Annotated in this window: 13 protein-coding genes; 7 read left to right on the top strand and 6 right to left on the bottom strand. The window is 61.6% G+C overall.

The genetic code is table 11. From position 1 onward, the window contains the following. Window positions 1-14: 14 nt before the first annotated feature. The 4 genes from ACR0BA_RS05080 to ACR0BA_RS05065 form a co-directional block, all read right to left on the bottom strand. A complete protein-coding gene (locus ACR0BA_RS05080) occupies window positions 15-251 on the bottom strand; it encodes a hypothetical protein (protein ID WP_170339106.1) in 237 nt (78 codons plus the stop codon). Then, window positions 248-2,068 carry a M3 family oligoendopeptidase gene (locus ACR0BA_RS05075; RefSeq protein ID WP_480726750.1) on the bottom strand — a complete coding sequence of 607 codons (1,821 nt, stop codon included), beginning with the start codon at window positions 2,066-2,068 and terminating at the stop codon, window positions 248-250. The genes ACR0BA_RS05080 and ACR0BA_RS05075 overlap by 4 nt, the downstream gene beginning before the upstream one ends. Window positions 2,069-2,138: 70 nt before the next feature. Beyond that, entirely contained in the window at window positions 2,139-3,116 is a 978-nt protein-coding gene (locus ACR0BA_RS05070) for an alpha/beta fold hydrolase (protein ID WP_480726748.1), read from the bottom strand. Next, window positions 3,116-3,406: an SCP2 sterol-binding domain-containing protein gene (locus ACR0BA_RS05065; RefSeq protein WP_170403713.1), complete on the bottom strand. Its 291-nt coding sequence runs from the start codon at window positions 3,404-3,406 to the stop codon at window positions 3,116-3,118. Before ACR0BA_RS05065 ends, ACR0BA_RS05070 begins: the two co-directional genes overlap by 1 nt. 68 nt (window positions 3,407-3,474) lie before the next feature. Here ACR0BA_RS05065 and ACR0BA_RS05060 point away from each other — a divergent pair, with 68 nt between their 5' ends. The 6 genes from ACR0BA_RS05060 to ACR0BA_RS05035 all read left to right on the top strand — a co-directional run bounded on the left by ACR0BA_RS05060 (window position 3,475) and on the right by ACR0BA_RS05035 (window position 9,329). Then, entirely contained in the window at window positions 3,475-4,044 is a 570-nt protein-coding gene (locus ACR0BA_RS05060; RefSeq protein ID WP_480726745.1) for a tetratricopeptide repeat protein, read from the top strand. Window positions 4,045-4,064: 20 nt separating this feature from the next. Next, window positions 4,065-6,866: a helicase-related protein gene (locus ACR0BA_RS05055; RefSeq protein WP_480726743.1), complete on the top strand. Its 2,802-nt coding sequence runs from the start codon at window positions 4,065-4,067 to the stop codon at window positions 6,864-6,866. Between the two features lie 6 nt (window positions 6,867-6,872). After that, window positions 6,873-7,244 (top strand): RNA-binding S4 domain-containing protein, encoded by a 372-nt coding sequence (locus tag ACR0BA_RS05050; protein WP_480726741.1) that lies wholly within the window; start codon window positions 6,873-6,875, stop codon window positions 7,242-7,244. A gap of 66 nt (window positions 7,245-7,310) precedes the next feature. Then, entirely contained in the window at window positions 7,311-7,649 is a 339-nt protein-coding gene (fdxA, locus tag ACR0BA_RS05045) for a ferredoxin FdxA (protein WP_093961788.1), read from the top strand. 282 nt (window positions 7,650-7,931) lie between these two features. Beyond that, complete coding sequence (locus tag ACR0BA_RS05040; protein ID WP_093961789.1) at window positions 7,932-8,441, top strand: CarD family transcriptional regulator; 510 nt, start codon at window positions 7,932-7,934, stop codon at window positions 8,439-8,441. A 126-nt stretch (window positions 8,442-8,567) separates the two neighbouring features. Further along, window positions 8,568-9,329: an ion channel gene (locus ACR0BA_RS05035; protein WP_480726739.1), complete on the top strand. Its 762-nt coding sequence runs from the start codon at window positions 8,568-8,570 to the stop codon at window positions 9,327-9,329. Here the strand turns inward: ACR0BA_RS05035 and cobS are convergent. Next, the gene (gene cobS, locus ACR0BA_RS05030) at window positions 9,326-10,090 is read right to left on the bottom strand and encodes an adenosylcobinamide-GDP ribazoletransferase (RefSeq protein ID WP_480726737.1); all 765 of its coding nucleotides are present in this window, start codon (window positions 10,088-10,090) and stop codon (window positions 9,326-9,328) included. The genes ACR0BA_RS05035 and cobS overlap by 4 nt on opposite strands. Before the next feature lie 79 nt (window positions 10,091-10,169). Between cobS and cobT the strand changes: the two genes are divergently transcribed. Then, window positions 10,170-11,183 (top strand): nicotinate-nucleotide--dimethylbenzimidazole phosphoribosyltransferase, encoded by a 1,014-nt coding sequence (gene cobT / locus ACR0BA_RS05025; protein ID WP_480726735.1) that lies wholly within the window; start codon window positions 10,170-10,172, stop codon window positions 11,181-11,183. A gap of 27 nt (window positions 11,184-11,210) precedes the next feature. Here cobT and ACR0BA_RS05020 read toward each other — a convergent pair whose 3' ends face one another. Continuing rightward, complete coding sequence (locus ACR0BA_RS05020; protein WP_170339088.1) at window positions 11,211-13,088, bottom strand: monovalent cation:proton antiporter-2 (CPA2) family protein; 1,878 nt, start codon at window positions 13,086-13,088, stop codon at window positions 11,211-11,213. Window positions 13,089-13,106 lie beyond the last annotated feature (18 nt).

Here is a 13,106-nt window from a genome sequence, read left to right as displayed (position 1 = left end):
CAGCCGGAACGGGGTTATCGGCGGCGCCACCAGCGTCGCAGCAGGTTGACGTCCATGGCGGCAACCATGATGCCCAAGGGGATCATCCAAAACCCCAGAACAGGAAGGAAGCCGAAGACGCCTGCGACGATCAACAAAAGTCCCACGACAAACCGCAGCCCCCGCGGGACATTGCGGCGGATCCGGGCGAGAACAGGGCGCAGGCGGTCCTTGATGGCCCGCCAGCGCCCCTTGTCGGTTGGGTCTGTCACCCCTCCAGGGCCTCCAGTTCGTCGATCATCCCCGAGATCATCGACAGGCCCTTGTCCCAGAATTTCGGGTCGCTGGCATCCAACCCGAACGGGGCCAGCAGCTCTTTGTGGTGCTTGGAGCCGCCCGCGCGGAGCATCTCGAAGTACTTTTCCTCGAACCCGTCCGCGCCGCTTTCATAGACCGAGTAGAGCGCGTTCACCAACCCGTCGCCGAAAGCATAGGCGTAGACATAGAAGGGCGAATGAACAAAGTGCGGGATATAGGCCCAGAAGGTCTCGTACCCGTCCATGAATTCAAACGCTGGGCCAAGGCTTTCGGCCTGAACGCTCATCCACAGGGCGTTGATGTCGTCCGGCGTCAGTTCGCCCTCGCGGCGGGCGGCGTGCAGCTTGCATTCAAAGTCGTAGAAGGCGATCTGGCGGATCACCGTGTTGATCATGTCCTCGACCTTGCCGGCCAGCAGAACCTTGCGCTGCTCGGGCGTTTCGGCCTGATCCAGCATCTTGCGGAAGGTCAGCATCTCGCCGAAGACGCTGGCGGTCTCTGCCAGCGTCAGGGGCGTCGATGACAGCATCTCACCCTGACCGGCGGCCAGCACCTGATGCACGCCGTGACCCAGCTCGTGCGCAAGCGTCATCACGTCGCGCGGTTTGCCCAGATAATTGAGCATTACGTAAGGATGCACATCGGTCACGGTGGGGTGCGCGAAGGCGCCCGGGGCCTTGCCCGGTTTCACCGCCGCGTCGATCCAGCCTTTCGAGAAGAACGGCGCTGCGATGTCGGCCATGCGGGGATCGAAGGCGGCATAAGCCTCCATCACCGTCTTCTCGGCGTCTTCCCACGACACGGTGCGGGTGTCTTCCATCGGCAGCGGCGCGTTGCGGTCCCAAACCTGCATCACATCCAGACCCAACCATTTGCGCTTGAGCTCGTAGTACCGGTGGCTGAGCTTGGGGTAGGCGGCCACGACTGCTTCGCGCAGGGCTTCTACCACTTCGGGTTCGACATCGTTCGCCAGGTGCCGCGCGGTCTGCGGGGTCGGCATCTTGCGCCAGCGGTCGATGATTTCCTTTTCCTTGGCCTGCGTGTTGTGGACGCGGGCAAAGGTTTTGACGTTGTCTTGGAACACGCGGGCCAGTTCGCGGGCCGCAGCCTCGCGTTTGGACCGGTCCTGTTCGGTCAGCAGGTTCAGGGTGCCTTCGATGTTCAGCTCTTCGCCGTTCACGGTGAAGGTCAGCCCCGCGATGGTTTCGTCGAACAGCCGTTCCCACGCGTCGCCGACCACCCCCAGATCATGCAGGAATTTCTCCAGCTCGTCCGACAACTGGTAGGGCTTCATCGCGCGGATGCGGCGGAAGACGGGCTCGTACCGGGCCAGGTCCGCGTTGGTCTTAAAATGAGCGGCCAGCACGTCATCGTTGATGCGGTTGATCTCGAGCGTGAAGAACACCAGCGGCGTGGTGAAAAGCGTGACCTTTTCCTGCATGTCCGACAGGAACTTGGCGCGCTCGGCATCCGTGGTCAGCTGGTAATAGCGCAGCCCGGCAAAAGACATGATGCGCCCGGCGACGGCGTTGATCTTTTCGTTGCGCTGGACACAGGTCAGCAGGCCCTGCGCGTCTAGATCGGCCAGCTTGCCTTCGTAATCGGCGGCAAATGCCGCGCATTCCTGCTCCAGCCACTCAAGATCTCGGGTCAGTTCCGGCGCGTCCTGTCCCTTGTACAGATCGTCCAGGTTCCATTCCGGCAGGTTGCCAAGGTTGTCGGCGCCGCCACCGGCATTTGCGTCTCGGACGGGGAAGGGAAGCTCGTGCATGGAACACCTCTATTGTCTGCGTCGGATCACATCTAGGCGCAGGGCGCGCGGATCACAAGCAGCCGAGGTGTCAGCGCGTCATCGCAAGTTCGGGTGTCTGACCGTTGGCGGCGGCCGAGAAATGCGCGGCCATCTCCTCGAATACGGGGCCGCGGACCTCGGGCGGTTCCATCATCACCTCGTGTTCGCCGTCGGGGATCTCGACCAACCGGCCGCTGGGCCAATTCGCCATCCGCGCCCGGATCGCCTTGCGGTCCACGATCTGCTCGTGGCTGCCAAGATAGGTCAGACAGGGAATGTCGGGGGCGGTCTGCGCCATCAACCAGGCGCATTCGTCCAGTGCCTCGCGTAGCCAGATGGTCGACGGCGCACCCAGGGCCAGTTCGGGATGCGCTTTCAACTGATCCTGCATCATCCGGTACATCCCGGGATCGCGGGTCAGTGCGTTGCCCGCGAAAGGCTGGATCAGAACATAGCTTTCCAGTGACGTGGTCGGAGGCGTCTTTTCGCCCAGCCCGATCCGCGGCCCCCAATAGGCGGTCAGACGGCTGAGCGGTTTCATCAGTGGGGTAAAGAAAATGCCCCACATCGGGCCGGTGAAGGCACAAGAGGCAAACAGGCCGGTTTCCAGAACCGCGCGCATCCCGATCGCGCCGCCCATCGAATGGCCGATCACGTGCCAGGGTTTCGGCAGGCCAAGCTGCTCGGCCAGTTTCAGCGTTTCGCGCACGTCCTGCTGATAGTCGGTAAACTTGTCCACATGGCCAACGCGCGGATCTTCCAGCAACCTGTCAGCCAGACCCTGTCCGCGCCAATCCACGGCCAGTACAGCAAAGCCGCGTTGTACGAACTCACCCGCTGCATTGCCATATTTTTCAATATATTCCGTGCGGCCGGGAAAGATCATCACCGTCCCGATCGCCTCACCTTCGGGGCGCCAATGGCCCACGCGAATGCGTGTGCCGTCGCTTGTGGTCAACCAATGCGCGGCGCCGCCGGCGGGACCGCCGGCCACATCTTCAAAGAAAGGGGCCGGCGACAGATCCATCAGGCCAGCGCCGAGGCAAGCTTCATGGCAACACCCATGTCGCCGTCGACGCTCAGCTTGCCGGCCATGAACGCACCCGTAGGGTTCAGCTCGCCGCTGAGAATCTGCTCGAACGTTTCCGCGTCGGCGCTCAGGGTGACTTCGGCGTCCTCGTCGCTGACCCGCGCACCGTTTTCATCCAACACGATCGAGCCGAGGTCGGCGATGGCGAATTTTGCCGACGAATCGAAATCGCCACCCGACAGTTTTTCGTTCAGCGCGGCTGCCGCTTTTTCAAGAGTGTCGCTCATGGTCTTCCTCATTTGTTAGTGCGCCGTGAATGGACATCCGCGGTCGCAACGCTACACTGATCATTGTTATGAGCATTGCAATCAACAATCTCAAAGGTACCGTTGCGGCATTTGCCCTCCTAGTCATGTATTCCACCACTGGGATTGCGCAACAGGCCGATTTGCGGGACGAAGCCGAGCTGCTGGGGCAGCTTGCCGAAGCGTCGCCCGAGCAGGCAGCCGGTCTGGATCGGCAACTTCAGTCGCTGTGGTCGCAATCAGGGTCTGCCTCGGCTGATCTGCTGCTTGAGCGCGGACGCGAAGCACTGGACGAGGGCAATGTCGAAGCGGCGTTGGACCATCTGACGGCACTGACAGACCATGCACCCGATTTCGCAGAAGGTTGGCATGTGCGCGCCTCCGTGTTTTTTGGGCTGGAGCGGTTCGGCATGGCGGCTGCCGATCTTGAGCACGCGCTTGCGTTGAACCCTAACAATTACGAAGCCATCTACGGGCTTGGCCTGATCTTTGAGGTGCTGGGTCAGCCCGAACAGGCCTATGACGCCTATTCCCGCGCGCTGGCTATACATCCCCATCACGAAGAAGTAACCAATGCCGTGAATCGGCTGAAACCGCAGATTGCGGGCAAGGCGCTTTAAGGTCCGGGCAGGGGGCAAAGGTGAACGGGGCATCCCGAATCGTGGCCGTACTTGGCCCGACCAACACAGGCAAAACCCACTATGCCATCGAACGCATGCTGGGGCACCGGACCGGTGTCATCGGCCTGCCGCTGCGGCTGCTTGCGCGCGAGGTCTATGACAAGATCGTCGCCATCCGCGGCCCCTCGGTGGTGGCCCTGGTGACGGGCGAGGAACGCATCGTTCCGCCGCGCACGCAATATTGGGTCTGCACGGTCGAGGCGATGCCCGAGGGAATGGGCACCGATTTCGTGGTCATCGACGAAATCCAGCTGTGCGCCGATCCCGAGCGCGGTCATGTCTTTACCGACCGACTGCTGCGGATGCGTGGGACGCACGAGACGCTTTTTCTGGGTGCCGACACGATGCGCGGCCCGATCGCGGCGCTGGTGCCGCAGGCGCAGTTCGCTCGGCGCGAGCGGATGTCGCAACTGGTCTATACCGGGTCCAAGAAGATCAGCCGCATGCCCCCGCGCAGCGCCATCGTCGGGTTCTCCGTCGAGAACGTGTATGCCATTGCCGAGCTTCTACGGCGGCAAAAGGGTGGGGCGGCCGTGGTCATGGGCGCTCTCAGTCCGCGCACGCGGAATGCGCAGGTCGAGCTGTACCAGAATGGCGAGGTCGACTATCTGGTCGCGACCGACGCCATCGGAATGGGGCTGAACCTGGATGTGAACCACGTCGCGTTTTCGTCCCTGTCCAAATTCGATGGCCGGCGCATGCGGCCGCTGGCCCCGAACGAACTGGCCCAGATCGCCGGGCGCGCCGGGCGCGGCATGTCGGATGGCACCTTCGGCGTGACGGGCGAGGCATCGCCACTGGACGAAGGCGTGGCGCAGGCCATCATGGACAGCCGGTTCACGCCGATGAAAAAGCTGAACTGGCGGAATGCCGCCTTGCGGTTCGGCTCGGTCGATGCGCTGATCGACTCGCTCGAGGCCAGCCCGGACAACGAGCATTTGGTCAAAGCCCGGCCCGCAGACGACCTGAACGCGCTCAAGTCGCTGGCCCAGGTGCCCGAGGTTGCGGCCCGTGCCAGCGATGGTCCGTCGATCCGCCTGTTGTGGGATGTTTGCCGAATCCCCGATTTTCGAGGCATCAGCCATGCGGAACATGCCAGCCTGCTCGAATCGATCTTCGGACATCTGCACGAACGCGGCACGATCCCCGAGGATTTTCTGGCGCGCCAGATCCGCCGGATCGACAGAACCGACGGCGATATTGATGCACTGTCCAAAAGGTTGGCATATATTCGCACGTGGACATATGTTGCGCAACGAAACGGCTGGGTGCGCGACGAATCCCATTGGCGCGCGGAAACCCGCGCTGTAGAAGACAGGGTGTCAGACGCTTTGCATGAACGTCTGACGCAAAGATTTGTGGACCGGCGTACATCTGTTCTGCTGCGCCGGCTCAAACAGAAGGAGGCCCTTTTGGCCGAAGTGAATGACAAGGGTGAAGTGACCGTCGAAGGCGAATTCGTCGGTCGGTTGGAAGGGTTCCGGTTCATTCCGGACAAAAGCGCGCAGGGAACCGAGGCGAAAGCGCTCAAATCGGCCTCACTGCAAGCACTCGCGCCGCAATTCCATCTGCGTGCCGATCGCTTCTACAATGCGCCCGATACCGAAATTGATTTTACCGATCAGGGTGGCCTGATGTGGGGCGAATATGCCGTGGGCAAGCTGGTTGCCGGGGCCGAACCTCTCAAGCCGATGGTCGAAGTGTTCGTGGACGAGGCCGCAGGGCCGGAGGTTGAGCAGAAGGTGCAGCGCCGCCTGCAACACTTCATCGACCGCAAGATCGCGGCGCTGTTCGAACCTCTGCTGAACCTGTCGCGCGACGAAGAACTGACCGGGCTGGCCAAGGGATTTGCCTTCCGCATGGTCGAGGCGTTGGGCATCCTGCCGCGCGCCGGAGTCGCACAAGAGGTCAAGGACCTGGACCAGGACGCCCGTGGCGCGCTGCGCAAGCACGGCATCCGGTTCGGCCAGTTCACCATTTTCATGCCGCTGCTGCTAAAACCTGCCCCGACGCGCCTGCGGCTGGTGTTGTGGGCCCTGGCAAATGGACTTCAGGAGTTTCCCGAAGCGCCGCCGCCGGGCTTGGTGACGGTGCCCGTCGCCAAGGGCGCGCCCGAGGGCTATGACACCATGTGCGGCTACCGCAATGCGGGCGAGCGTTCGATCCGTATCGACATGTTGGAGCGTCTGGCCGACATGCTGCGCGCCGAAGACAGCCGGGGTGGTTTCGAAGCCAAGGCGGACATGTTGTCGATCACCGGCATGACGCTGGAACAGTTCGCCGACCTGATGCAGGGGCTGGGCTACAAGGCCGAGCGCGGTGAACGGACCAAGATCAAGCCGGCTCAGCCGACCGAGCAACCACCGGCGGCAACTGCCGAAGCTCCGGCCGAGACCGCCGAAGCAGAGGCGCAGTCGGATGTGGCCGTCGCCACCGAGGTGCCAGCCGAGGCTACCGACAGCACCGAGGCTGAGGCCGAGGCCACGGCCGCAGACCCGGCATCGGACGAACCCGAAGTCGAGGTGTTCTACACCTTTACCTGGGGCCGTCAGGCCAACCGGGGGCCACGTGGTGACCAACGGCAGGGTCGGGGCAAACCGGGCGGGAAGCCTCGGGATGGTCGCGGCAAGCCGCAGGGCAAGAAGGGTGGCAAGCCGCAAGGGGCCAAGACCTTCTCGTCCCGGCCGCCCAAAAAGGAAAAGGCGATTGATCCCGACAACCCGTTTGCCGCTGCGCTGATGGGTCTGAAGGACGGCAACTGATCGCTGATGGCCGACGCACCGGCCAAGCTGCGGATCGACAAGTGGCTGTGGCATGCGCGGTTTTTCAAGACCCGCAGCCTGGCCGCCAAACAGGTCAGCGGCGGGCATGTGCGCATCAACGGTGACCGGGCCCAGAAGCCGGCGCAAACCGTCGGGCCCGGTGACGTTCTGACATTCGCTCAGGGGCGCGTTATTCGCGTGGTTCAGGTCGAAATCCTGGGCGCGCGACGCGGCCCGGCGACCGAGGCGCGGACGCTGTACACGGATTTGACTGAAGAGAAGGATAATCCGCCACAAAATCCGGGTTTCGAAGGAAAAGGTCGTCCGACCAAGAAGGATCGGCGCGCGCTTGATCTTTCTCGCACCCCCAGGGGCTGATCTTCTCTTGAAGATGGGGGCAGACTGAATTAGCTAGTCGGCCAAACCTCTGACGGGAATTGGACCATGACCTACGTTGTCACCGAGAACTGTATCGCCTGCAAGTACACCGACTGCGTCGAGGTATGCCCGGTGGATTGCTTCTATGAAGGTGAAAATACCCTGGTCATCCATCCGGATGAATGCATCGACTGCGGCGTGTGCGAGCCGGAATGCCCGGCGGACGCCATTCGCCCGGATACCGAGCCGGGGATGGAGCAGTGGGTCGAATTCAACCGCAAATACGCCGAACAATGGCCGGTTATCGTAACCAAGAAAGACCCGCTTCCGGGCGCCGAGGAGCGCGACGGTGAAGAGGGCAAGATGGAGAAATACTTCTCCGAGGCACCGGGCGAGGGCGGCTGAGCGATTCGGGTCGCAAAACCCGTAAGACTGCCGTAAGTTTTTGCCCTAATGCGCTGAAAACCGTCACAAATCCCGAGCCGAAGGCCCCGTCCGCTTTCAGGTGTCTTAATTTTGTGATATACTCTTATGGCAAATGATGATCGAGATGGGGACGACTCCGTAAGTATGCTCACTTTGGAGTTTTGAGTTTTTGACATGTAATCAGCCTGACAGGGGTCGCGGGTGACCCCGGTTAGGTTTTTTGTCGCTTTTTTCCCGCTCTGCAACCAAGGAAACACGTGCATGACAAAGTCGAAGAAGCTTGAGTTCCGTCCGAACGACTATGTTGTCTACCCTGCACATGGGGTCGGGCAAATCATATCGATTGAAGAACAGGAAGTCGCTGGATACTCGCTCGAGCTGTTCGTCATCTCATTCGAGAAAGACAAGATGACCCTGCGGGTGCCGACCAACAAGATCACTGAATCCGGTCTGCGCTCGCTCAGCTCGCCCGATGTGATCAGCCAGGCGATGAAGACGCTGAAGGGCAAAGCCAAGGTAAAACGTGCGATGTGGTCGCGCCGGGCGCAGGAATACGAACAGAAAATCAACTCGGGTGACCTGATCTCGATCGCCGAGGTGGTGCGTGACCTGCACCGCACCGACGACCAGCGCGAGCAGAGCTATTCCGAGCGTCAGCTCTATGAAGCCGCGCTTGAGCGTCTGACGCGCGAAGTTGCGGCCGTGTCCGGTTCGGACGAAATCGCAGCGGCCAAGCAAGTGGACGAAGTCCTGACCTCGCGCGCGGCCTGATCGGGCTTTGAAGCAACACCAAAGGGCCGCTCTGGTTTCAGAGCGGCCATTTTCATGCCCGATCGCTTGGTTCGCGCCGCCTTTCCCGCTAATTTCCCAGTCATTGGAACCGTGTACGGGTCAGTCATGAAGCAGACGGTCAAGGCACTCTATATCGGCAGAGGGGCGGTTTCGGTCTGGTTCCGGTACTGTCTGATCCTGTTCGACCTTGCCTCGATCGTGTTTTTCGTGGCGACAGCGAACATTCCGCACGGCCCAGGATTGATTGCAGTCAGCTGGGCGGTGGGGCTGATCATTCTGCTGGATTTCTCGGCTCGGATGTGGATCGCGAAAGACCGCAAGAAGCTGCTGTTCAAAATCTACACGCTTGCGGATCTGGTCGTGATCGCCTCGCTGATCCTTGACCCGTTCCTGACCGGCAGCCTTGCGTTCCTGCGGATTCTGCGCGCGCTGCGACTGATCCATTCCTATCACCTGTTGCATGATCTGCGTCGCGACAGTGAGTTTTTCCGAACCCACGAGGATGCGGTCATCGCGGCCGTGAACCTGTTGGTGTTCATTTTCGCAACATCCACCGCCGTACTGGTTTTCTATATCCCCCAGGATAGCCAGAACCCGTATATCGATGCGCTGTATTTCACGATGGCGACACTGACCACGACGGGGTTCGGCGACATCACACTGAACTCTCCGGGCGGCAAGCTGTTTTCCGTCTTCATAATGGTGGTTGGTGTGGCGCTGTTCGTGCGGCTGGCTCAGGCCATTTTCATGCCGCAGAAAGTACGCCACAAATGTCCCAATTGCGGCCTGTTTCGGCACGACCCGGATGCCGTGCACTGCAAGCACTGCGGTGAGACACTGCGGATCAAAACCGGCGGTGCCGGCTAGAGCAGGGCCGCAACGGCCAGCAGGAAAGCAACCTCCGACAGCTGTTGAGAAGCCCCCAGGATATCACCGGTCTGACCGCCAATCTTGGCTTTGGCTATGATTGCCAGACCCACGGTTGCAGTTACCGCACAGGCGACGGGCAGAAGGGCGGTCCAACCCAGAAGAGCCAGAGAGAAAACGAAAGCCAGCCCGAGACCTGCTGCCACCGACAAAGGCGGAGGAGCGCCGACGCTATGGCTCAGCCCGCTGCCGCGGGCGTTCGGCAGGCCCGCCATCAATGGTGGCATCACCGCACGGGAAAACACAGCTGCCGCCAGTATTCCGGCCGGACTTCCTGCCGCCAGTAGTGTTGCGACCGCCGAGATCCTGAGCAGTTGAATGACCAACAAGGCCAACACTCCGTAGGTGCCGATATGGCTGTCCTTCATGATCTCGAGTCTGCGTTCGGGTGTATATCCGCCCCACAGCCCGTCCCCGGTGTCGGCCAGCCCGTCCTCGTGCATGGCTCCGGTCGCTGCGATCAGAACGGCGACAGCAAGGACTGCGCTGACTGTCCCGGAAAGGCCCACGGCCATCGCAGACCAGCCTACGGCACAGCCCAAGCCGCCAACAACCAGCCCGGCCGCAGGAAAGGCCCAAGCGGCTTTGGACTGTCGCTCGAAGAGCGATTTGGGCAGCACGGGCAATGGCAGCCGCGTCAAAAGAACCAGAACCAGCGGCACGTCCCATGGCGAAAAGGTTCGAGTGTCGTTTTTGTGCACTTGCGCGCCTTTCGAGGGGTTGTTGCTTTGCCTGCTTCGGTTAAACACGCAGGACCACTCCGATGCAACGAGGCTTTGAATGCTGCCTGAACTCAATGATCTGAATACCTTCCGCGACGCCCTGCGCAATGCTCCGGGGCCGGATGAGGCTGCAAGGCAAGGGGCTGCCGACCGCAACGGACAGCTGACCAAGCCGCCGGGTGCGTTGGGCCGGCTCGAGGATCTGGCGATCTGGTATGCCGGTTGGCGTGGGGATGCCCGGCCACAGATCGAGGCACCTCAGGTGATTGTATTTGCCGGCAATCACGGCGTGACGGCGCAGGGGGTCTCGGCCTTTCCGCCCGAGGTTACGGTTCAGATGGTCATGAACTTCGAGCACGGAGGCGCGGCCATCAACCAATTGGCCAAAGCGGCCGGGGCCAAGATGACGGTACACGCGCTGGACCTGGATCGGCCGACGGCCGACTTCACAATGGCCCCGGCAATGTCCGAGGACGAGCTTCTGACCGCTTTGCAGACCGGCTGGAACGCCGTTGACCCCACCGCAGACCTTCTAGTCGTGGGCGAAATGGGCATTGGCAACACCACCCCTGCAGCGGCCATCGCCTGCGCGTTGTTCGGCGGAGAAGCCGCCGATTGGACCGGGCGCGGAACCGGTGTGGACGATGCTGGCCTTGCCAACAAGACGCGCGTCGTGGCCCAAGGTGTTGCGCTGCACGGAGCATCGGACGACGGGCTTGAGATCCTGCGGTGTTTGGGAGGGCGCGAGATCGCGGCCATGGCAGGGGCCATTGCAGCCGCTCGAATTCTGCGCATCCCGGTCATTCTGGATGGGTTCATCTGTACCGCGGCTGCCGCTTGTCTCGATCGTCTGGCGCCGGGAGCGCTGGACCATGCCGTTGCCGGCCATCAGAGTGCGGAAGGTGCGCACGCGGCCATGCTGACCAAGCTGGACAAAGCGCCCTTGCTGAGCCTCGGGCTGCGGCTGGGCGAAGGGTCGGGGGCTGCGCTGGCCATCAACATCCTGAAAAGCGCCGTCGCTTGCCATTCGGGTATGGCCACCTTTGCCGAAGCCGGTGTGTCGGACGGTTGAGCTCGGCTGACCCGGGAGATCCCCGGGTCAGGCTGACTTCTTTTCGTTCTTTTCGGCCAGTTCCAGCAGCGCAGTCTCCAGGTCCTTCTCCAACTCGCGCGCGCGTTCGATGTACTTTTTGTTCTCGGCTGTCGGCATGCCGGGAACCCAGAGTTCAGCCAATTCGCGAATTGCCTGCCGATCGTGGTGATAGAAGGTCTGCTGTGCTTGCGCGGCCTCGTACTCGCTCAGACCAATGTTCTCCAGCACGTAGCGCCCGGCCCGCAGAGAGCTGTCGAACAGCTCACGCACGATGTCATCAGCGCCGGCCTGATACAGCTCGTACACATGGGTCCGGTCATGCGCGCGGGCGACGATGTGAAGGTCAGGGCGCTGCCGGCGGGCGTAGCCGACCAATCGGGTCACTTCCTTGCGGTTGTCCATCGCGGCCACCAAAACGGAAGCCTTTTCAAGGCCCGCAGCCCGCAGCAATTCGGGACGCGTCGGATCCCCCAAGAAGCCTTTGACGCCGAACCGACGCATCAGTTGGATCGTTTCGATATTGTGGTCCAACACCACCGTCTTGAACCCGCTGGCGCGCACGAGCCGGTTGACGATCTGTCCGAACCGCCCAATTCCCGCAATGATGACGGGACCTTTTTCGTCTATTTCCTCGGGTTCAACCTCGGGTGAGTTGTCGCGGATGTGGCGCGAAAGGTAGTCATAGATGATGAACAGAAGCGGTGTGATCAGCATGGTCAGGGCAATGATCATCAACAGCTTCTGCGACAGGGCCGGGGGAATGACATTCTGCTTGGTCGAAAAGGCCAGCAGCACGAAGCCGAACTCACCCGCCTGAGCCAAACCCAGCGTGAACAGCCAATGGTCGCGGCCGCGCAACTTGAATGCACGACCAACGGCATACAGGATCAGGCCCTTGACCAGGATCACCAGCAGGGCCAGTCCGATCAGGTCGAACGGGTCGTTGAAAAAGTACCCGACGTCGATCCCGGCCCCGACCGTGATGAAGAACAGGCCCAGCAGCAATCCCTTGAACGGCTCAAGGTCGCTTTCCATCTCGTGCCGGAACTCGGAACTGGCCAGGACGACGCCAGCGAGGAAGGCGCCCAACGCCGGGGACAGGCCCACCAGCGTCATCAGGAACGAGATCCCTACTACGATCATCAGGGCCAACGCCGTGTACATCTCGCGCAGGCGGGTGGTGTGGATGAACCGGAACAAGGGACGGGTCAGGTAGACGCCTACCACGATCACGAATGCGATCGCACCCAATGTCACCAGCGTCACCGCCCATCCGGGCAGGCCATCGACCAATGACAACGTATGGTGCGCGTCGCCGTGCCCGTCGCCGCCGCGCGTGATTGATCCGTCATCCTCGATGAAGATGCTGGCCGGCATGGCCAGCAGTGGCAGAAACGCCAGGATCGGAATCACGGCGATATCCTGAGTCAGCAGGACCGAGAACGTGGATCGCCCGCCGTTTGTGCGCATCAAGCCCTTTTCCGACAGCGTCTGCAGCACGATGGCGGTTGATGACAGGGACAGTGTCAGCCCCACGGCCAAGGCAACTGACCATGGTTGACCAGTGTAGAAGGTAACTGCTGCAATCACGACCGTAGAGAGCGAGATCTGCAGTCCACCAAGCCCCAACAACCGGTGCCGCATATCCCAAAGTGCGCGGGGTTCCAGCTCGAGCCCGATCAGGAACAGCATCATGACGACGCCAAATTCCGCGACATGCTGCAAGTCTTTGGTTTCCGCGCCCACGAGCCCAAGGATCGGACCGATGGCGATGCCGGCGGCAAGATATCCGAGGACAGACCCCAGCCCAAGTCGCGCCGACAGGGGGACGGCGATCACGGCGGCTGCCAGATAGATCGAAGCCTGGTACAGGAACTCGTTCATCTTCTTCCTTTCCTTGCC

Source organism: Ruegeria sp. CI5 (genome assembly GCF_056536885.1).
The sequence above is the reverse complement of the archived record's forward strand: the minus strand, read 5'-3'. Positions and strand labels throughout refer to the sequence as shown.

What these genes read in the sequence shown, in the direction of transcription:
- ACR0BA_RS05075 (WP_480726750.1), bottom strand. Translation starts at nt 2,068, where the DNA reads ATGCACGAGCTTCCCTTCCCCGTCCGAGACGCAAATGCCGGTGGCGGC.
- ACR0BA_RS05020 (WP_170339088.1), bottom strand. Translation starts at nt 13,088, where the DNA reads ATGAACGAGTTCCTGTACCAGGCTTCGATCTATCTGGCAGCCGCCGTG.
- fdxA (WP_093961788.1), top strand. Translation starts at nt 7,311, where the DNA reads ATGACCTACGTTGTCACCGAGAACTGTATCGCCTGCAAGTACACCGAC.
- cobT (WP_480726735.1), top strand. Translation starts at nt 10,170, where the DNA reads ATGCTGCCTGAACTCAATGATCTGAATACCTTCCGCGACGCCCTGCGC.
- ACR0BA_RS05070 (WP_480726748.1), bottom strand. Translation starts at nt 3,116, where the DNA reads ATGGATCTGTCGCCGGCCCCTTTCTTTGAAGATGTGGCCGGCGGTCCC.
- ACR0BA_RS05065 (WP_170403713.1), bottom strand. Translation starts at nt 3,406, where the DNA reads ATGAGCGACACTCTTGAAAAAGCGGCAGCCGCGCTGAACGAAAAACTG.
- ACR0BA_RS05050 (WP_480726741.1), top strand. Translation starts at nt 6,873, where the DNA reads ATGGCCGACGCACCGGCCAAGCTGCGGATCGACAAGTGGCTGTGGCAT.
- ACR0BA_RS05040 (WP_093961789.1), top strand. Translation starts at nt 7,932, where the DNA reads ATGACAAAGTCGAAGAAGCTTGAGTTCCGTCCGAACGACTATGTTGTC.
- ACR0BA_RS05035 (WP_480726739.1), top strand. Translation starts at nt 8,568, where the DNA reads ATGAAGCAGACGGTCAAGGCACTCTATATCGGCAGAGGGGCGGTTTCG.
- ACR0BA_RS05060 (WP_480726745.1), top strand. Translation starts at nt 3,475, where the DNA reads ATGAGCATTGCAATCAACAATCTCAAAGGTACCGTTGCGGCATTTGCC.